Annotated in this window: 18 protein-coding genes; 8 read left to right on the plus strand and 10 right to left on the minus strand. The window is 41.4% G+C overall.

The window, feature by feature from the left end; translation table 11 throughout:
* Positions 1–13 precede the first annotated feature (13 nt).
* The 3 genes from ACFOWS_RS15350 to ACFOWS_RS15360 are packed head-to-tail and all read right to left on the minus strand — an operon-like array spanning position 14 to position 2,740.
* The gene (locus ACFOWS_RS15350) at positions 14–1,270 is read right to left on the minus strand and encodes an MFS transporter (RefSeq protein ID WP_379766375.1); all 1,257 of its coding nucleotides are present in this window, start codon (positions 1,268–1,270) and stop codon (positions 14–16) included.
* 7 nt (positions 1,271–1,277) lie between these two features.
* Positions 1,278–1,721, minus strand: coding sequence for a DinB family protein (locus ACFOWS_RS15355; RefSeq protein WP_379766380.1), 444 nt, complete (start codon positions 1,719–1,721; stop codon positions 1,278–1,280).
* 23 nt (positions 1,722–1,744) lie between these two features.
* Positions 1,745–2,740, minus strand: a complete 996-nt coding sequence (locus ACFOWS_RS15360; RefSeq protein ID WP_379766383.1) for a sugar phosphate isomerase/epimerase family protein — start codon at positions 2,738–2,740, stop codon at positions 1,745–1,747.
* A 137-nt stretch (positions 2,741–2,877) separates the two neighbouring features.
* Here ACFOWS_RS15360 and ACFOWS_RS15365 point away from each other — a divergent pair, with 137 nt between their 5' ends.
* Positions 2,878–4,596: a GMC family oxidoreductase gene (locus ACFOWS_RS15365; protein WP_366586281.1), complete on the plus strand. Its 1,719-nt coding sequence runs from the start codon at positions 2,878–2,880 to the stop codon at positions 4,594–4,596.
* Positions 4,596–5,249 (plus strand): gluconate 2-dehydrogenase subunit 3 family protein, encoded by a 654-nt coding sequence (locus ACFOWS_RS15370; RefSeq protein WP_379766386.1) that lies wholly within the window; start codon positions 4,596–4,598, stop codon positions 5,247–5,249. Before ACFOWS_RS15365 ends, ACFOWS_RS15370 begins: the two co-directional genes overlap by 1 nt.
* A gap of 170 nt (positions 5,250–5,419) precedes the next feature.
* Here ACFOWS_RS15370 and ACFOWS_RS15375 read toward each other — a convergent pair whose 3' ends face one another.
* On the minus strand, positions 5,420–7,891 hold the full coding sequence (locus ACFOWS_RS15375) for a ribonucleoside-diphosphate reductase subunit alpha (RefSeq protein WP_379766389.1): 2,472 nt from the start codon (positions 7,889–7,891) through the stop codon (positions 5,420–5,422).
* A gap of 113 nt (positions 7,892–8,004) precedes the next feature.
* Positions 8,005–8,991, minus strand: a complete 987-nt coding sequence (locus tag ACFOWS_RS15380) for a ribonucleotide-diphosphate reductase subunit beta (RefSeq protein ID WP_366586274.1) — start codon at positions 8,989–8,991, stop codon at positions 8,005–8,007.
* A gap of 912 nt (positions 8,992–9,903) precedes the next feature.
* Between ACFOWS_RS15380 and ACFOWS_RS15385 the strand changes: the two genes are divergently transcribed.
* Together ACFOWS_RS15385 and ACFOWS_RS15390 are read left to right on the plus strand one after the other, a co-directional pair.
* Positions 9,904–10,638, plus strand: a complete 735-nt coding sequence (locus tag ACFOWS_RS15385; protein WP_366586272.1) for a LytR/AlgR family response regulator transcription factor — start codon at positions 9,904–9,906, stop codon at positions 10,636–10,638.
* A 15-nt stretch (positions 10,639–10,653) separates the two neighbouring features.
* A complete protein-coding gene (locus ACFOWS_RS15390) occupies positions 10,654–12,621 on the plus strand; it encodes a tetratricopeptide repeat protein (RefSeq protein ID WP_379766392.1) in 1,968 nt (655 codons plus the stop codon).
* Here ACFOWS_RS15390 and ACFOWS_RS15395 read toward each other — a convergent pair.
* Positions 12,611–13,183 (minus strand): DUF3109 family protein, encoded by a 573-nt coding sequence (locus ACFOWS_RS15395; RefSeq protein WP_379766395.1) that lies wholly within the window; start codon positions 13,181–13,183, stop codon positions 12,611–12,613. The two genes, ACFOWS_RS15390 and ACFOWS_RS15395, sit on opposite strands and share 11 nt — an antisense overlap.
* Positions 13,184–13,304: 121 nt before the next feature.
* Between ACFOWS_RS15395 and ACFOWS_RS15400 the strand changes: the two genes are divergently transcribed.
* Both ACFOWS_RS15400 and ACFOWS_RS15405 read left to right on the plus strand, forming a co-directional pair.
* Positions 13,305–13,889 (plus strand): MarC family protein, encoded by a 585-nt coding sequence (locus ACFOWS_RS15400; protein WP_366586266.1) that lies wholly within the window; start codon positions 13,305–13,307, stop codon positions 13,887–13,889.
* Between the two features lie 9 nt (positions 13,890–13,898).
* A complete protein-coding gene (locus ACFOWS_RS15405) occupies positions 13,899–14,102 on the plus strand; it encodes a hypothetical protein (RefSeq protein WP_366586264.1) in 204 nt (67 codons plus the stop codon).
* On the opposite strand, the gene ACFOWS_RS15410 is transcribed toward ACFOWS_RS15405, so the two are convergent.
* From ACFOWS_RS15410 to ACFOWS_RS15425, 4 genes are all read right to left on the minus strand, one after another.
* On the minus strand, positions 14,099–15,727 hold the full coding sequence (locus tag ACFOWS_RS15410; protein WP_366586261.1) for a S41 family peptidase: 1,629 nt from the start codon (positions 15,725–15,727) through the stop codon (positions 14,099–14,101). The two genes, ACFOWS_RS15405 and ACFOWS_RS15410, sit on opposite strands and share 4 nt — an antisense overlap.
* A gap of 16 nt (positions 15,728–15,743) precedes the next feature.
* A complete protein-coding gene (locus ACFOWS_RS15415; RefSeq protein ID WP_366586259.1) occupies positions 15,744–16,181 on the minus strand; it encodes a deoxycytidylate deaminase in 438 nt (145 codons plus the stop codon).
* Between the two features lie 86 nt (positions 16,182–16,267).
* The gene (locus tag ACFOWS_RS15420) at positions 16,268–16,852 is read right to left on the minus strand and encodes a HupE/UreJ family protein (RefSeq protein ID WP_379766400.1); all 585 of its coding nucleotides are present in this window, start codon (positions 16,850–16,852) and stop codon (positions 16,268–16,270) included.
* A gap of 181 nt (positions 16,853–17,033) precedes the next feature.
* Positions 17,034–17,771 carry a TerB family tellurite resistance protein gene (locus tag ACFOWS_RS15425; RefSeq protein ID WP_379766403.1) on the minus strand — a complete coding sequence of 246 codons (738 nt, stop codon included), beginning with the start codon at positions 17,769–17,771 and terminating at the stop codon, positions 17,034–17,036.
* 125 nt (positions 17,772–17,896) lie between these two features.
* On the opposite strand from ACFOWS_RS15425, the gene ACFOWS_RS15430 reads away from it, so the two are divergent.
* A complete protein-coding gene (locus ACFOWS_RS15430) occupies positions 17,897–18,307 on the plus strand; it encodes a BrxA/BrxB family bacilliredoxin (protein WP_379766406.1) in 411 nt (136 codons plus the stop codon).
* Positions 18,308–18,434: 127 nt separating this feature from the next.
* Entirely contained in the window at positions 18,435–19,166 is a 732-nt protein-coding gene (locus ACFOWS_RS15435; protein WP_379766409.1) for a lysophospholipid acyltransferase family protein, read from the plus strand.
* Position 19,167 lies beyond the last annotated feature (1 nt).

Consider the following 19,167-nt stretch of genomic DNA (forward strand, 5'->3'; position numbering starts at 1 on the left):
TTTAGTCAGTTAATTATTGTTTATATGATACATTTTCGTTTTTGAAGAAAATCATGAAAAGTATGGCCACACCCAAGGCAAAAAAGGCGGGGAATCGCCAAATGTTCATCCAATTATGCTGATTTTCACTTATGATATTGGCATCGGTAATCTGTCCGGCCACCCAAAATCCTATTAGCATTCCAACACCATAGGTAGCCAAGGTTATTAACCCTTGAGCTGCACTTTTGTATTTAGGGCCTGCTTTTGTATCGGTATAAATTTGGCCCGATACAAAGAAAAAATCATAACAGATACCATGAAGTGCTATTCCAATCAATAGCATAAAGGCCATTTCACCAGCATCGCCATAGGCAAATAATAAATACCGAATGGTCCATGCCAGCATACCGGCCATGATGGTCTTCTTAAACCCAAATTTGGTGAAGAAGTATGGCAGCAGCAACATAAATAGCACCTCTGAAGCTTGACCTATGGTCATCATTCCTGCTGGCCCAATTTCATTACCAAATAATGTAATTGAAGCTTCAATTTCACCTAAAAATTGTCCTGCATGCTGATAATAAAAGCCCAGAGGGATACATATTAAGATTGATGCAATGAAAAAAATCAAGAAGTTTTTGATTTTTAGAAGTTTTAGTGCCTCCAGACCCAATAAATCTGATAAGGTAACTTTTTCACCCTTACCTACTTTTGGTGGTGTTTTGGGTAATGTGAAGCTAAACAGTCCTAAAACTAAAGATGCTATCGCAGTCATTAAAAAGGTGTTTCTCAGTGCACCGTTTGTTATGTTCTCTGGAGAATCCCATTGGAAAATGGCACTAATAAATATAAGTCCCGCTATTATCCATCCAAGTGTTCCAAAAACCCTAACAAATGCAAATTCTTTTGAAGGATCTTTCATTTGATTAAAAGAAACTGAATTCACTAAAGCCAATGTAGGCATATAGGCTATCATGTAAGCAAATACAAATGGAACAAATGCAGCCATAGTATCTGCATTGGCCATTTGGTACATTAGAAAAGCTCCAATTAAATGAAGGATTCCCAGAATCTTCTCTGCATTAAAGTATCTATCCGCAATCAATCCAATAATAAAAGGGGCAATAATCGCTCCCCATGATTGACTTGAATAAGCCAATGCTGTTTCACCCCCGCTTGCTCCTAAGGTACTTGGCAAATAAATTCCCAACGTTACAAACCAACCTCCCCAGATAAAAAATTCGAGGAACATCATGAATGAAAGCTGAAACTTTATTTTAGTGCTCATTGAGAGATTATCTTTTATAAAATATATAGTCCAAAGGTTCAGGAGCGATACCCGAATCCCTATAATCCTTTAAAATTTGGGCTCTGTGGTGTGTGGAATGATTTACAACATGGAACAGAATGTCTTGTAGTTCGTTGGCAAAAGTTCTTCCCTCACTATTTTCATATTCTACTCTTTTATGCAGGTCGCTGGCATTGGTTATGATCTCAAACGAACTTCGCTGGTTGTCATAGTGAATGTCTTCCCAATGGGCAAAAGGATGTTCTTGCCAAACACTATATTCAGATGAATTTCCCAAAATTCGTTGGTTCCAAATATGGTGTGCGTTCAAGATATGACTAAAAAGACGCGTGCAGTTCTCAGAAATTACTTTCTGGGAACCACACTGTGCAATCAATTTTTTGTTGCAATAGAAATTATAGTCGAAGAGTTGTTGTAAAAATCCCTTCATACAGTCCTTAACTTAAAAGGTGTTCAAAGCAGTTCTTCCAATAGTTTTTTGGTGGCCACAATACCTTCTTCCTCACTCAGCTCATTTCCTTCATATTCCACATCAATGAATCCCGTGTATCCAGAATCTTTAATAATCTTAATCATTCTGGCGAAGTCAATGGTGGTTTCTTTGCCATCTTCATCAAAATTATAGGATTTGGCACTGACCCCCTTAGCGTAGGGCATCAATTCCTTCATCCCTTTGTATCTGTCATATTCTTCCACACAATTGGATTCATAGTAATCCCCTGCCTTCCTTTTTATACAGAAATTGCCAAAATCCGGTAGGGTACCACAATTGTCCATACCTACTTTTTCAATTACTTCTGCTAACAATTGAGCGTTGGATGAAGGCCCGCCATGGTTTTCCACTATAATATTGATGTTCTTGTCCTTGGCATAGGTAGCTAACTGGGTCAGCCCATCTATTGACGCTGGCACCCATGCTTCTGGGTCCTGGGTCCCGTTTAAATTCACTCGTATGGAATGACATCCTAAAGCTGCGGCAGCGTCTACCCATTTGTAATGGTTTTCAGCAGCTGCTTTTCGTACTTCTTGATCCGTGGCAGCCAAATCTCCTTGTCCATCAATCATGATCAATAGGTTCTCCAGACCGTATTTTTCACTTTCAGCTTTACATTTTTCCACAAAAGCCGCCATGGCCGTTTCGGAAAAATTGTCTTTTTCCAATTCGGAATAATAGAGTTGACTTACATATTCAAGTCCCTCAAAACCCCATTCGTTTGCTTTTTCTGCAAATTTATAGGGGTCCATGCCCTCGTCCCTGATCATTCGGTGCAGTGACCATTGGGCCAATGAAAGTTTATAGGAGGGACTAGTCGCTTCAATCTCCATTTCTTCTGTTTGTTGATTTTCAGAGGTTTCCTTTTTTGGATTCTCCTTACAGGAATAAAATCCCGATACTAAAATTATCAAAACAGCTAAAAAGCCATTTTGAAACATACTCATTTTCTTCATAAATTAAGGCTATCAATTTTTCTTGGAGAATTCAAAAACTACAACGTTATAGTAGTGAATTCTCAATAAACATAGGGATTAAATGTAGAAAATTAATTTAATAATTAATACATTTAGCAAATAAACAATCCGAATAAATGAGTAAATTTTATTACAACGAGGAGCAGGAATCCTATGATGCCATAGTAGTAGGGACTGGCATTAGTGGCGGATGGGCTGCTAAGGAGCTATGTGAAAATGGCCTTAAGACCCTCGTCTTGGAACGTGGTCCCATGGTAAAACACAGAGAAGACTATCCTACAGCCAATTCAGACCCATGGGATTTTCCCCATAACGGTGAATTGCCAAGAGAAAAAGCTGCCAGACAGGAAAAACAGGCCAGAACTGGATATACCGTAAAAGCACCGCACAATTTTTGGTTTGTGGATGATATTGACCATCCGTATAACGAAACAAAACGATTTGATTGGATGCGTGGCTATCACGTAGGTGGCCGTTCCATTATGTGGGGACGTCACAGCTACCGTTGGAGTGACATCGACTTTGGTGCCAACAAAAATGATGGCATTGCAGTAGATTGGCCCGTTCGTTATAAAGATATTGCCCCTTGGTACGATAAAGTTGAAAGTTATATCGGTGTTTCTGGTGAAAATCTTGGATTGGAACAGCTTCCTGATGGAATTTTTGAGCCTATGATGGAGCTCAACTGTTTGGAAAGCCATGTACGTGAAAAAGTAGCCGAAAATTTTGATGGCCGTGTGATTACGGCAGGAAGGGTGGCCCACATCAATAGTGATAAACAATTTGATGGTGACGGACGTGTTCGTTGCCAATTTAGAAACCGTTGTATTAGAGGATGTCCTTTTGGCGCCTACTTTAGCAGTGTTTCCTCAACATTGCCCGCCGCCGAAAGAACAGGAAACATGACCTTGCGACCAGATTCAATCGTGCATGAGGTAATTTATGACCCAAATACCCAAAAAGCAACTGGTGTAAAGGTAATAGACCGGGAAACCAAGGAAGAGTTTGAATTCAAAGCGAAAGTCATTTTCCTTTGCGCTTCTTCCATTGCTTCCACTTCCATATTGATGCAATCCAAATCGGACCGATTCCCCAACGGATTGGGCAATGACTCCGATCAACTGGGAAGAAATATCATGGACCATCATTTAGGTGTAGGTGCCAACGGTAAGTTTGATGGATTTGAGGATAAATATTATAAAGGTAGAAAACCCAATGGAGTCTATGTTCCCAGATTTAGAAACTTGGGAGGAAATTCAAATACAGATAAGTTCATAAGAGGTTATGGTTATCAAGGTGGTGCCGGAAGAGGTAACTGGGAAGAAACCGTAGCAGAATTATCGTATGGTAAAGATTTAAAGGAGGCTATTCTTAAACCAGGTGGATGGACCTTTGGAATGGGTGGATTCGGCGAAGTATTGCCTTATGAGCACAATCGAATGACCCTGGACTATGATAAATTGGACCAATGGGGATTGCCTACCATCACCTTTGACGCGGAATTCGGAGACAACGAATGGAAAATGCGTGAGGATATGAAGGAACAGGCAGTAGAAATGCTTACCAAAGCAGGCCTTAGGGATGTACAACCATTCGACAATCCAGGAGCTTTGGGCCTTGGTATCCATGAAATGGGAACCGCCCGTATGGGACGAGACCCCAAGACTTCCGTACTAAATGGAAACAATCAGGTTCATGCCTGTAAAAATGTTTACGTAACCGATGGGGCTTTCATGACATCCGCAAGCTGTGTGAATCCTTCATTGACCTATATGGCATTTACGGCCAGAGCTGCCAATCATGCCGCTCAAGAACTTAAAAAAGGAAATATATAATGGAAAGAAGATCTGCACTTAAAAATATGGGGATGGCCTTCGGGTATGCCGTGGCCACTCCAACACTATTGGGATTGCTTCAAAGCTGCAAGGATAAACCTGCCTATGCAGAATGGGTGCCTTCATTTTTGAGCCAAGACCAAGGTTATGCACTGGCACAGACTTTAGATGTTATTTTGCCAAAAACAGATACACCTTCAGCCACTGAAATGAACGTACATGTTTTCTTTGATTCCTTCATGAATGAGGTTCTTCCTGAGGACCAATTGGATTTTGTGAAGCTAAGAATGGGCAAATTTTTTGACAAGGTGTTATCGGACTCTGGCAAACAATCTTTAGCAGATGTTGAAGCTACCGACATAGAACCAGTTTTAAAGACATACTTGACCAAACGCACGCCAGAGCAAGAAGAAGCCCACACAGAGGCCATCAATAGCTATATGGAAGCTGTAATGAATGGCGGTGAGGGTGATATTGATGATGACGTGGCCAGTTTTTCATTTGCCAATGACCTAAGAGACTTGGCTATTTGGGCTTATAAAAACTCTGAATATGTTGGGGAAGAGGTATTGGCCTATGCTCCTATTCCTGGTGAATATATTGCATGCGAAGATGTAACTACATTGACTGGGGGCAAAGCCTGGTCGCTGTAGTTTTGTTCTCCTTTTAAAATAAAAAACCTCCTTTTCGGGAGGTTTTTTTATTGTTTGCAGCTCATTATTCAAACAAAAATACCTCGGATGGTTCTATAAGTGGGGTGAACGTTCTCCGAGGTATCTGATCAATAAACACTATCACACATACTGATAAAGCTCAGTACGGGCTATGACCCACACATCAAGCAATCATCATCTGCTTGACCTTCCTTGGCACGTGCGATCATTTCTTTCATTTCTTCTGGCGACATAGGTTGTATGTCCACTTCCTGTTGATTCGCCTCTGTAGCCTCCACTTTCAATATCTCTGCGGAAGCAGCAGATGACGCTTCGGCCTCAACCGCAACACTAACAGGCTCCTCCTTCTTTTTGGTATTGTCCAAGGTAAATTTAATGGCATCCACAGCAGATTTGGTCCTTAAGTAGTACATTCCTGTTTTTAGACCACTCTTCCATGCATAGAAATGCATCGATGTCAATTTGGAATAGTTCGCATTTTCCATGAAGAGATTCAATGATTGACTTTGATCTATAAAGTAACCCCGTTGTCTACTCATATCTATAATGTCCTTCATACTGAGTTCCCAAACCGTCTTGTAGAGTTCTTTGATTTCCTGCGGAATCACATCAATATGTTGAATGGAACCATTGGCACGCATCAACTCTTGCTTGAGGTTTTCATTCCATAAGCCCAATCGAACCAAATCTTCCAAAAGATGTTTGTTCACCACAATGAATTCTCCGGACAATACCCTACGGGTATAGATGTTGGAGGTGTAGGGTTCAAAGCACTCATTGTTCCCCAAAATCTGTGATGTTGAGGCGGTTGGCATCGGCGCGACCAATAAGGAGTTTCTGACCCCGTTCTTTTTGACATCTTTTCTGAGCTTGCCCCAATCCCATCGCCCTGAAAGTTCTTCATCTTTGATGCCCCAAAGATTGTGTTGGAACTCTCCTTTTGATATGGGTGACCCCTCGTAGCTGGAATAGGTACCTTCTTCCTTGGCCATTTCCATGGAAGCAGAAACTGCAGCAAAGTACAAGGTCTCAAAGATTTCTTGGTTCAACTTTTTGGCTTCATCGCTGGTAAAAGGCATCCGCAATAAAATAAAAGTATCCGCCAACCCTTGAACACCCAAACCAATGGGTCTATGTCGCATATTTGAATTTCGGGCTTCTTCCACGGGATAAAAGTTACGGTCAATCACTTTGTTCAAGTTTTTGGTGACCCGCTTGGTAACTCGAAATAATTCCTTGTGATCAAACTCGCCATTTTTTATGAACATGGGAAGCGCAATCGAGGCCAAATTACATACCGCAACCTCATCTGGAGAAGTATACTCCAAAATCTCGGTACACAGGTTGGAAGAACGAATGGTTCCCAAGTTCTTCTGGTTGCTCTTGCGGTTTGCGGCATCCTTATAGAGCATGTATGGGGTTCCCGTTTCTATTTGGGACTCTAATATTTTCTCCCAAAGATCACGGGCCTTTATAGTTTTACGCCCCTTGCCTTCGGCTTCATATTGAGTGTACAGTTTTTCAAACTCATCACTGTGGTTACTGAAAAGTCCTGGGCATTCATTGGGACACATCAAAGTCCATTCGCCATCGGTCTCAACACGTTTCATGAACAAATCTGGAATCCACATGGCATAGAACAAATCACGGGCACGCATTTCTTCTTTTCCATGGTTCTTTTTCAAATCCAGAAAGTCGAAAATATCGGCATGCCAAGGCTCCACATAAATGGCGAAACTTCCTTTGCGCTTTCCACCTCCTTGGTCCACATAGCGTGCTGTATCGTTGAAGACACGAAGCATGGGCACAATTCCGTTTGAAGTCCCATTAGTCCCTGCAATATAAGAGCCTGTTGCTCTAATGTTGTGGATTGAAAGGCCAATTCCTCCAGCAGATTGTGAGATCTTTGCAGTTTGCTTCAAGGTGTCGTAGATTCCGTCTATGCTATCGTCCTTCATCGCCAAAAGGAAGCAGGAAGACATCTGTGGTTTTGGTGTTCCTGAATTGAACAATGTGGGCGTGGCGTGTGTAAAATACTTTTTGGACATCAACTCATAGGTTTCTATGGCCGATTCCAAATCATTTAAATGGATACCAACGGCCACCCGCATGAGCATGTGCTGGGGACGTTCGGCGATTTTGCCATTCAGTTTAAGCAAATAGGAGCGTTCCAAGGTCTTAAAACCGAAATAGTCGTAGCCAAAATCTCGGTTGTAAATAATGGTCGAGTCCAAGGTTTCAGCATTTTCAGAAACTACTTTATACACCTCATCGGATAACAAAGGGGCTTTTTTGCCTGTTCTTGGATTCACGTATTCGTAAAGATCCTTCATGGTCTCGGAGAAGGATTTCTTGGTGTTCTTGTGCAGGTTTGAAACCGAAATGCGTGCCGCCAACTTGGCGTAATCGGGATGCGTAGTGGTCATGGTGGCGGCGATTTCCGCAGCCAAGTTATCCAACTCGGAAGTGGTAACGCCATCATACAACCCCTCAATTACGCGCATGGCCACCTTTACGGGGTCCACCAACGAATTGAGTCCATAACAAAGTTTTCTAACCCGGGCCGTGATCTTGTCAAACATGATCGGCTCCTTTCTTCCATCTCTTTTTACTACATACATGGCGCTACGAATATTAAGTGTTCTATATTTTTGTTTATGTTAAAAAATTAACATTTTGTGTTGGGTGCATGAAAACTTCCGGGGCTATTGACAGTCTACAAGCAAAAGGGGTATTAAAAGTCTGCGTCGAAACTGATTTTTTGCGAATCAGAATCTTTTTCCTTGTTCAAAACGCCGGCCTTTTGGTATTCAGATACGCGTTTTTCAAAGAAATTGGTTTTCCCTTGGAGCGAAATCATATCCATAAAATCAAATGGATTGGTGGCATTGTATACCTTCTCGCACTGTAACTCAACCAATAGACGATCTGTTACAAACTCCAGGTATTGGGTCATTAGTTTGGCATTCATCCCTATCAAACTTACGGGGAGTGATTCCGTGATGAACTCTCTTTCAATATCGAGTGCATTCACAATGATTTCCTTGATGCGTTCCTTTGGAACTTTATTCACCAAATGATTGTTGTGCAGATGCACGGCATAGTCACAATGCATCCCCTCATCACGTGAAATTAACTCATTGGAAAACGTGAGCCCGGGCATAAGTCCTCTTTTCTTCAACCAAAAGATGGAGCAAAATGCACCAGAAAAGAAAATGCCTTCTACTGCGGCAAAAGCTATCAATCGTTCTGCAAAGCTGGGTGACTCAATCCATTTTAAGGCCCAATCGGCCTTCTTTTTAATAGCGGGAAAATTTTCAATGGCCTTGAACAGCACATTTTTTTCCTTCTCCTCTTTAACATAGGTGTCGATGAGCAACGAATAGGTTTCAGAGTGGATGTTCTCCATCATAATCTGGAAGCCGTAGAAAAATTTTGCCTCCGAGTATTGCACCTCATTTACAAAGTTTTCGGCCAAGTTTTCGTTCACAATCCCATCCGAAGCGGCAAAAAAGGCCAAAATATGTTTTATGAAATAACGCTCATCATCATTCAGCTTGGTGTTCCAGTCAGAAAGATCTTGATGAAGATCAATTTCCTCAGCGGTCCAAAAACAAGCCTCCTGCTTTTTGTACCAGTCCCATAAATCGTGATGCTTGATGGGAAAAATTACAAATCTATCTTTGTTTTCTTGTAATATGGGCTCTACTGCTTCTGACATAATCGCTTGTTAAATTTTACAATCTGGAAGGAGAATTCCTTGTGAATAGGGACTAACAAAGATTCAAAAATGTTGTTAGATTGTAAAGGGCGTTTGTGTGAAACGGAAGCAAAGTTTTTAACACTGACTGTTGAAATCTTGGTCAGCGGCATACCCTAGTGGCCTCAGCAAAATATGGGTTTTAATAACTTTTTAGGAGCTGATTTTCGGCAAATAAAAAAGACCAAAAAGTATATTACAACATACTGATTGGTCTTACTGCTTATGAATTGCGGTTAGTGCTTTTATGATATGTATTACCAAACGTACGGCCTCTTCAGGTTATGCTGTTGGACGTATTTAATTCTAGGTAGTTCCCCCGAAACCTAAAACCAAATGATGAACCAAAGCTCCTCTGAAGATTTTTTCTTTGCAAGCGGTTTCTATAATCAAGAGAATTGGTTGCTTTGGCCGTACTATTTATTGGTAATATGTATATGATCGTTATCTGGGAGCTTGGTGGCTCTCTACCGCCACCCTATCCCATTTAGCATGTGTCTTCAGGTCTTTACTTTCAGACACAGCTGCAAAAATCAAGGCAACAATCAATAGTATAAATAGAATAAAACACTTTTTCATTTTAATACGCTATTATATAAGTACCCTAATTTTAACCAGGGCCAAGATAGAGAACATTAAACCTGCCTCCCTACCTGGATGTATAAACGGTTGGCTTTTATGTATAATTGGTTTCAAGAATTTAAGCCTCTGTACCTCATTTCCCTCTAATTATATTTCAAACTGCCAGAAAAAAGAACCATATTCACTTGATTTGACATTTTTTACCAGTTATACGCGTTAAATGTCCAACAACACATAATTTTAAAAAGCTTAAACAGAATATCCTAACTTTGGTTTACCTATATTGTATCTATGCTAGAAGCGGTTATTGTAGATGACGAAATCAAGGCACTGCAAAGCTTAAGTTGGGAGTTGACCAATTTGAGCGATGAAGTGGACATCATTGCGTCGTTCACCGATGCCCATGAAGCTTTGGGCTATCTGGAAAACCATACTCCGGACTGTCTCTTTTTGGATATAGAGATGCCGGCAATGGACGGGTTCCAGTTCATCAAAAACCTAAAGAACAAAGATTTCCCTGTGGTGATTACCACCGCTTATAACCAATATGCCCTTCAAGCCTTAAAAAATGAGGCCATTGATTATTTGCTCAAACCTATTGACACCGACGATCTTGAGTTGACCATCGCCAAAATAAAAAAATTCAATGCCAAGAATTTGACCATAGAGCGGTTAGAGAAGATATTGCTAAATTTCAATGCAGAGTCACAAAGCAAAAAAATAACCATAAACACAGATGGCAAATTGGTATTTTTGAATAGTGACGATATTCTCTATGCCGAATCTGATGGGAACTATAGCACTATTTTCTTGACCGATGGACAAAAAATATTGCTTACAAAAAAGTTGAAGGAAGTAAATACCCTCTTGCCAGACAATAGCTTTTTCAGGATTCACAATTCCTATATCATCAACCTGAATAAAATAAAGGAATTCCTTAAGACCGATGGATATGTCGTCTTGGAATCCAACCATAAAATCCCAGTCTCACGGCAAAAAAAATCCGATTTTTTGGATATGCTGTAACTACTTAATGTACCTGTGCTTAAAATTGAGTTCAAACACATCAACAACCTAGGTCTTCTGCGAAAGGTAATTTTGCAGCTACTGTTTTCAGTGTTCGCAGTTCTCCTATCGCATGGCCAGGATATTCCAGAAGATTTTAAGGAAAAAGCGGAGCGATTGGTGGAATTGATGCCCAAGACCTTCCTCTCACTTGATACAGAACTCAAAAGTGAAAAACAGGACACCATCCTTTTGCGTTATTTTGCCAATTTGGCACGCGAGAATGGTTATTTGGAGGGCGAAGCCTTTGCACTCGACCACATAGGCAGGGAATATAGGAACACTTCGCAGTTTAAAAAGGCTGCGGACCTACATGAAAAAGCTCTTGAACTTGCCGAAAAGGCCAATAATACGGAGCTGAAGGTTTTAAGTTTGAATATGCTGGGAGTGGTCTATCGGCGTACCGACGCCATAAAAACGGCCTTGGACTACAACCAAAAAGCCTTGGAAATCGCAGAACAGGTTGAAAACCCCTCCCACCACATAAAAAGGAGCATCAACGTATCGCTGAACAGTATTGGAAATCTGTATCAAACCCTAGAGCAGTACGACCTGGCCATTATGCAGTTTAGAAGGGCACTTAAACTGGAGGAGGAACTTGGCAACAAACTGGGGCTGGCCATTAACCACCAAAACATTGGGGATTGTTTGGAGCAAAAGGGCGATTTGGAAGGTGCCTTGGAAAACTATCGAAAATCCTTGGCCTACAATGAGGAGATAAATTCTGACTATGGACGTGTCATCTGCAAGAACAGTTTGGCCCAAGTCTACCTCAAACAAGATATGCCCTACGCCGCTTTGGTACTTTTGGAGCCCCTCCATGAGGAATCAAAGAGCATAGGTGATTTTTTTATCACCTCATCTGTCTTTATAAATACCGGTTGGGCCTATACCAAATTGGAGGATTTTGATCGCGCTGAAAACTTTATCAAAGAAGGTCTTGAGATGGCGAAAAACCACAATATGCCCAGCAATATTGTGGTCGGTTACCAAAAGCTATCCGACCTGGAGCATGAACGCGGCAATTTTGAAGAAGCCTACACCTACTACAAAGAAGCCTCCGAGACTGAAAAGGAAATTTCAAGTGCCACCAACCTAAGGTACATGAACGATGTTATCGTTCGGTATGAGGCTGAGAAAAAGAACAACCAAATCTCCGTCTTGGCCAAAGAAAATGAAATTGTTCGGTTACGGTTAAAGAAAAACCAAACCACATTATTGGTGAGTGCCTTGATTGTGGGGTTGGTGGCTTCCATCCTCTACATTTTATACCGACAATACCAAAACAAAAATGAAAAACGGGTTCTTTCCTTGGAACAGAATATGCTGCGTAGCCAAATGAACCCCCATTTTTTGTTCAACTCATTGAACTCCATTAAGCTCTATATCATCAACAATGAGCAGAAAAATGCAGTTCACTACCTGAACAAGTTTTCTAAACTAATCCGCAAAATCCTGGAAGCCTCATCGCAACGGGAAATTACCCTGGCCGAAGAATTGGAGACCATAGAACTTTATATGAACATTGAAAATATCAGGTTTTCCAATGAAATTGATTTTAAGATCACCGTTGATGAAGATCTTTGCCCATCCAACATAAAAATCCCTTCGTTGGCATTACAGCCCTTTCTTGAGAATTCCCTTTGGCACGGACTTTCGCCCAAAGAGGGCAAAAAGATGATTCATTTGAACGTAAAACGAAAAAGTCAAAACCACGTATCCATAGAAATCGAAGACAATGGTGTAGGTCGAGGAGCTGCCGAGGTCAATAAGGAAAACAGGGTACTCAAACGCAAATCAGTAGGTATTAGGATTACCAAGGAACGTTTGGCCAACTTCTCAAAAGACTACCAGAACAAATTTGACGTGGACATTGTGGATTTGTTCAATTCAGATGGAAGTCCCAAGGGCACTAGGGTCATTTTGGATATTCCTACGGTTTAGCATGACCTATTGCAACCTCTTCCAATTCCTCGTACCACTTCTTTCCAAATTTTCGGATGAGGGCATCCTTCACAAACTTATAAATAGGGACTTTTAGTTCTTTTCCCAGACTACAGGCCGGGTCACAGATTTCCCATTTATGGTAGTTCACCGCAGTAAACTCTGAATATGCTCTGGTACGCACTGGGTACAGGTGGCATGAAATGGGTTTTCTCCATTTGGTGACCCCATCTTCCCAGGCGGCCTCAATACCGCATTTGGCAATCCCATCATCAGAAAAAATCACATAAGCGCATTCACTGTTGTTCACCAAAGGTGTTTCCCACTCGCCATCCTCACCTTTTACAAAAGTTCCTTGTTCTTCAATGGCCTTGATGCCTTCAGGTCTTAGATACGATTTTACTTTTTCATAGGTGTTCATCAGAATATCGGTTTCTGAATCCTCTACTGGGGCACCATACTCCCCTCCCACACAACAAGCGCCTTTGCATGCATTGAGATTGCAAACAAAATCGTTTTCCAAAATCTCTTCGGACACTATAGTATTGCCTAACTGGAACATTGGTTTTGCTTCTTTGGGGACAAAGGTAATCCAAAACTAAAAATTTGACATTTCCCCAACATTTTATGTCATCCAAAAGTCGTTTTAAGACGTACATTTGCAGACCGAAAAAAGGAACGTCATGAATTTAAATTTTAAGGAAATCGCTACCGCCAGTATGATTCTATTTGCCGTGATCGATATCGTGGGAAGTATTCCTGTCATCATATCATTGAGAAGCAAAGTGGGCCATATTCAATCTGAAAAAGCATCCATTGTAGCGGCCAGTATTATGGTTGCCTTTCTTTTTGTAGGGGAACGTATCCTTTCCCTGATCGGAATTGATGTCAACTCATTTGCCGTTGCAGGTTCTTTTATCATTTTCTTTTTGGCCATAGAAATGATCTTGGGCATTACCCTTTACAAAGATGATATGCCCGAAAGTGCCTCCATTGTCCCCATTGCCTTTCCTCTTATTGCAGGAGCAGGAACCATGACCTCGCTTTTGGCATTACGTGCAGAATATCATGTGGAAAACATAATCATTGCCATTATCCTAAATATTATCTTTGTATACATAGTACTTAAATCCAGTGCCAAAATTGAGCGGGTTTTGGGAAATATAGGCCTTAGTATCATTAGAAAGGTATTTGGAGTGATTCTCTTGGCCATCGCGGTAAAGCTATTTGCCGCCAACATTAACCAGCTTTTTCAGCACGGAGTTTAAAGCACCATTATGAGCAAGACATTCAGTATCATCCTTATTGTTTTAGCATTGGGGTTAATCGCCTACAATGTAACCTTGGTAGATTTTGAAAATCCTTTTCAGGGCGATAGCACTATTGCCCTCATCGGAATTGTGGCCTCGTTGAGCGCTATTGTCCTTTTACTGATTTTCATGACTTCAAAAAAGATCCAGGATAAGCTGAAAAAGAATTAATTGTGCATTCCAATAATGCCTTCTGAAGACCGCTCCAAGACAGCGGTATCGATATCCTTTACCTTTTTGAGCATGGAATCGTACTCTCCCTTGATCTGAGCAGATAGGTTGGGTGAGAATAATTGCTCGGCAATGTTTGCCTTGATAAAAGCCTTTATCTTGTCTTCTTGGGCATAGAAGTCGAGTTTTATTTTACGATTCAGCACAAACTGGATGAACTCGTCAAACAGAATGTCGTCCACTCGGTATTCATCCAAAAACTGGTTACGGGTATAGTCTAAATATCGGGTGCGGTCCTCTTCCAAATGTTCAAAAACAAATCTGGAGAAGAACTGATAAGTATCGTCCATACTTTCAATGGCCTCTTCCTCATTACTGCCAATGGGAACAAACACATCTGGAATGATACCACCACCGCCGTACACTATTTTTCCTTTTGGAGTTCTGAATTTGAGGGAATCCGCCACCTTTATGCTGTCTGCTGAAGAAAGTTCCCCACTAATATAACGGTCCATGAACCTTTGGTAATAATCCCGATTTCCATCTTTATAGGATTTTTGAATGGAACGGCCCGTTGGGGTATAATATCTGGAAACGGTCAATCGCACGGCTGAGCCATCCCCTAAATCCATTTCGCGTTGCACCAATCCTTTTCCGAAGGAACGTCTTCCCACAATGGTACCAATATCATTATCTTGAAGCGCCCCTGCTATGATCTCGCTGGCCGAAGCAGAGCGTTCGTTGATCAAAACATAGACCGGTCTGTTCTCAAAATCCCCTTTACTGGTAGCATATGCTTTTTTGATACGCCCCTTTTTGTTCTTGGTAAATAGAATTAGCTTGTCATCTTCCAAGAACTCATCGGCCAATTTTTCAGCGATACCAAGATATCCCCCAGGGTTGTCGCGCAAATCCAGTACTAATTTTTCCGCTCCTCTAAGTTTAAGCTTTCTAAGGGCGTCTTTAAATTCATCAAAAGTGGATTCCGCAAAACGATTTATTTTAATGTAGCCCATGTCTTTGGTAAGCATATAATAGGCGTCCACGCTTTTGATAGGCACATGATCGCGAATGACGGTGATGTCCAAAATCTTGTTTTCCGACTTTCGGAACACTTTTAAATCGACCTTTGTACCAACCTTGCCCTTCAATTTGGAAACCAAATCCTCGTTAGGGATTCTTCGACCAAAAAGGGTGTCATTGTTTGCCGAGAGTATGCGATCTCCAGGTTTAATGCCACTGATGTAGCTCGGGCCATTTTTTATGGTTCTTATAACCGTTATAGTATCTCTGTATTTGTAGAAGCTAACCCCAATCCCCACAAAATCACCTTTCATGCTTTCGGAAACCTCCTTCATTTCGCTTTTTGGAATATAGACGGAATGAGGGTCCAATTTGCCCAAAATATTGTTCACGGTAACATCTACAATGCTATCCGTATCAATATCGTCCACATATTCATAGTCGATATAATCGATAAGTCGGTTGAGCTTGTCTTTTTTGGAATTGGTGGAGAACAGCTTTTCTGGGCTGTCATTAAAGTGAAGTTTTCCTCCTATAAAAATCCCAATCGCCACCGCAAGAGCCAGCAATGTGGGCCAAATATATCCTTTAATTTTCTTCATAATAGCAATGGTTTTTTTAGACCATTTCTTCCAAAACCGGCAAATGAACGGTCTCTACGCCTGCACGCTCCAGGAATTTCAATCCAGAATCATCCTTATAGGCAGTTTGGTATACCACACGTTTTATGCCAGCTTGGTGTACCAGCTTGCTACATTCCCTACAAGGAGATAGGGTAATGTACAACGTGGCTCCTTCACAAGACTGTGTCGAGGATGCCACCTTTAAAATGGCATTGGCCTCGGCATGGAGTACATACCATTTGGTGTATCCTTCATCATCTTCACAAAAATTTTCAAATCCTGTGGGTGTACCGTTGTAACCATCGGATATAATCATTCGGTCTTTTACAATGATAGCGCCCACCTGTCTTCTTTTACAATAGGAGAGCTTGCCCCATTCTTGGGCCATTCGTAGATACGCTTTGTCGTATTTTTCTTGTTTACTCTCCTTCATAGTGCATTGAATCAGCCGATAATGAAATAAATATACCTGCTTTGAAAGACCCTTACAACCTTATTCGATTAAATTTAACGATGCCCCTAGTTGGGAAACGTTGCAATGAGCAAGGGTATTGTGATAGCAATGATCAAAATGGAGGCGGCAGCAATATAAATGGGTTTTTTCACTTTTAATAGGTCCAAAACCAAATAAGCCAAGGTCAAAATCACCAAGATTATGGTTACTTGTGAAAGCTCTATTCCAGTAGCAAAACCCAACAATGGTGTAACCTTGTCCTCCTCCTCGGCCATCAACATTTTAAAGTAGTTTGAAAACCCAAAACCATGGATCAATCCAAAAAATGCCGTGGCCAAAATGTGCAAGTACAACCCCACTTGCATGGCTTCCCGAAACACATAAGCAAAATTGAAAAGTGCGGTCAATAAAATGGTGACTGGAATCAAGAACTCGATAAGCGCCACGTCAACCGTAAAAAGCTCATATACGGACAAGGCCAGAGAGGTGCAGTGCGCTATAGTAAATATTGTGGCAAGGATAACAACTCGCTTCCAATTTCTAAAGGTAAAAGGAACCGCCAATGCCGACAAAAACAAAATGTGGTCATATGCCCCAAAATCCAGCACATGATCCAACCCCAATTTGATGTAAAACAGAAATTCTTGCATCCTATTTATAGTTTATGGTTTAGAGTTTATGTAAAATGTCAGCTTCCCAACCTCTCATTTCTAAAAAAAAGATTTCTCGTCGCTCGGCAATCGCTCTGTCGAAATGACATTATTATTTAGGATTTGCTTAAAGTGCACAACCTCCTAACTCCTAACTCCTAACTCCTAACTCCTAACAAACCTATGAAATTCCCCGTTCTTTTTGAATGGTCTCATACGCCTTCTGCACTTCCTTGAATTTCTCTTCGGCCCCTTTTTTAATCGCTTCATTTTCGGTCACTACACGGTCGGGGTGATACTTTTTCGCCATATTTCTATAGGCTTTTTTCACTTCTTCATCCGTGGCATTTTTATCGATTTCCAAAATTTTATAGGATGTATCCGCAGACTTTATGAACATCGCCATGATGCTGTCGAAATCATGCCGACCCACCCGAAGGTACCCTGCAATTTCCTGCAGCTTGCCTAGTTCGGACTTGCTCACTTGCCCATCCGCTTGGGCTATCCCGAACAAAAAGTGCAATAATTGCAAACGAACCTCATAACGGGTACGTTGCACCATATATTCGCAAATGCGTCGGGTAGAGATTTCTCTTTTTTTGATGACATCATTAAAGGTCCTAAAAATGGCATTGGCCTTTTCCTTGCCATAAGTGCTCAGAAAGTACTGTCGCACATAGTCCAACTCACGCTGGTTCACCTGTCCATCGGCTTTAATGATGATGGAGCAGAGCGAAAGCAAATTCAACTCAAAATCGGCCGGGGAAACCCGTTGACGCGTGTAATCTTGAAAAACGGTCTTAGGACCACCACCGGAGCCCCCAAGGTTGTCCAAAAAACTCCCCACAATAAATCCCAAAATGGCTCCCGGAAATCGAAATAAAAAATAGCCGAGAAAGGCGGCCACCCATTTTATCATCCTTCAAAAAAATTTAAAGCTCAAATATAGGGCTTTGCTGAGGAAACTAAACCATACGCAATGTTAAGGGTCATGGTAAAAACGTAACAATACTGTATCTTTGTAACCGAATTAAAAAGAAGCCTATGTATCCTGAAGAATTGGTAAAACCTATGCGAGCAGACTTGGCCACCGCCGGGTTTGAAGAACTATATACAAGTGAGGCCGTTGAAAACGCCCTAAAACAAGATGGGACCACACTAGTTGTGGTGAACTCCGTTTGTGGTTGTGCTGCTGCCAACGCCAGACCAGCGGCAAAGCTGAGTTTGCAAAACAGCAAAAAACCAGACCACTTGGTCACTGTGTTTGCCGGAGTGGACACAGAAGCTGTGAACACGGCACGGAATCACATGGTGCCTTTCCCTCCATCATCGCCCAGTATGGCCCTGTTTAAAGATGGGGAACTGGTGCACATGATCGAAAGACACCACATAGAAGGAAGACCTGCGGAACTTATCGCGGAAAATTTAATAGAAGCGTACAACGAGTTCTGTTGATTCTTTCTCTGATTTAAAAGATTAAGCCACCCTAAAGGGTGGTTTTTTGTTTTTCAGCATAAAAACTGTCGCCGATGCTTTATTTTAGTCACATATTTCGTCAACCTAAATCAACAATACAGTGAGCATGCAAAAATTGCTATCATATCCTTTGACCGTACTTTTTTTCATCTGCTTTGGACTGGCGCTGGTTGTTTTCCATCCCATTCAATGGTTCTGTTTAAAGGTATTTGGGTATGATACGCACAAACGCAGTGTCTCCATCCTCAACTGGCTTATTATGCGATGTACCAATGTACTCGGAACCCGGTACACATTTGTAAATCACCAAACCATTCCCACTGATAGACCGCTTTTGATAGTCACCAACCATCAGAGCATGTACGATATTCCTCCCCTGATTTGGTACATGCGGAAATACCATCCGAAGTTTGTTAGCAAGATTGAATTGGGCAAAGGCATTCCCAGTGTGTCCTACAATTTAAGAAACAGTGGTTCTGCATTAATAGACAGAAAAGACCCCAAACAGTCGATAGCTGAACTCCAAAAATTGGGCAAGTATATTGAGACTAACAAGCGCAGCGCCGTTATTTTTCCAGAGGGTACCCGCAGCCGAAATGGAGTACCAAAACCTTTCCGAACAACAGGCCTTAAAGTGCTGATGAAAAATGCGCCTTCAGCACTTATTGTCCCCATCAGTATAAACAACTCTTGGAAGTTGTTGCGCTATGGTAAATTCCCAATGGGGTTGGGCAGCCATCTTACGTTTATAGTTCATCCCCCCGTAGAGATTGAAGGTGATACAGAAGCCTTGATTGCTCAAGTTGAAAAGCAAATCGTTTCAGGAATCTCAAACTGAA

This window comes from Flagellimonas marina (assembly GCF_042651185.1).
Taxonomy (GTDB): domain Bacteria; phylum Bacteroidota; class Bacteroidia; order Flavobacteriales; family Flavobacteriaceae; genus Flagellimonas; species Flagellimonas marina.

Coding starts and splice junctions, on each gene's coding strand:
- ACFOWS_RS15350 (WP_379766375.1), bottom strand. CDS start 1,270: ATGAGCACTAAAATAAAGTTTCAGCTTTCATTCATGATGTTCCTCGAA.
- ACFOWS_RS15355 (WP_379766380.1), bottom strand. CDS start 1,721: ATGAAGGGATTTTTACAACAACTCTTCGACTATAATTTCTATTGCAAC.
- ACFOWS_RS15360 (WP_379766383.1), bottom strand. CDS start 2,740: ATGAAGAAAATGAGTATGTTTCAAAATGGCTTTTTAGCTGTTTTGATA.
- ACFOWS_RS15365 (WP_366586281.1), top strand. CDS start 2,878: ATGAGTAAATTTTATTACAACGAGGAGCAGGAATCCTATGATGCCATA.
- ACFOWS_RS15370 (WP_379766386.1), top strand. CDS start 4,596: ATGGAAAGAAGATCTGCACTTAAAAATATGGGGATGGCCTTCGGGTAT.
- ACFOWS_RS15375 (WP_379766389.1), bottom strand. CDS start 7,891: ATGTATGTAGTAAAAAGAGATGGAAGAAAGGAGCCGATCATGTTTGAC.
- ACFOWS_RS15380 (WP_366586274.1), bottom strand. CDS start 8,991: ATGTCAGAAGCAGTAGAGCCCATATTACAAGAAAACAAAGATAGATTT.
- ACFOWS_RS15385 (WP_366586272.1), top strand. CDS start 9,904: ATGCTAGAAGCGGTTATTGTAGATGACGAAATCAAGGCACTGCAAAGC.
- ACFOWS_RS15395 (WP_379766395.1), bottom strand. CDS start 13,183: ATGTTCCAGTTAGGCAATACTATAGTGTCCGAAGAGATTTTGGAAAAC.
- ACFOWS_RS15400 (WP_366586266.1), top strand. CDS start 13,305: ATGAATTTAAATTTTAAGGAAATCGCTACCGCCAGTATGATTCTATTT.
- ACFOWS_RS15405 (WP_366586264.1), top strand. CDS start 13,899: ATGAGCAAGACATTCAGTATCATCCTTATTGTTTTAGCATTGGGGTTA.
- ACFOWS_RS15410 (WP_366586261.1), bottom strand. CDS start 15,727: ATGAAGAAAATTAAAGGATATATTTGGCCCACATTGCTGGCTCTTGCG.
- ACFOWS_RS15415 (WP_366586259.1), bottom strand. CDS start 16,181: ATGAAGGAGAGTAAACAAGAAAAATACGACAAAGCGTATCTACGAATG.
- ACFOWS_RS15420 (WP_379766400.1), bottom strand. CDS start 16,852: ATGCAAGAATTTCTGTTTTACATCAAATTGGGGTTGGATCATGTGCTG.
- ACFOWS_RS15425 (WP_379766403.1), bottom strand. CDS start 17,771: ATGATAAAATGGGTGGCCGCCTTTCTCGGCTATTTTTTATTTCGATTT.
- ACFOWS_RS15430 (WP_379766406.1), top strand. CDS start 17,897: ATGTATCCTGAAGAATTGGTAAAACCTATGCGAGCAGACTTGGCCACC.
- ACFOWS_RS15435 (WP_379766409.1), top strand. CDS start 18,435: ATGCAAAAATTGCTATCATATCCTTTGACCGTACTTTTTTTCATCTGC.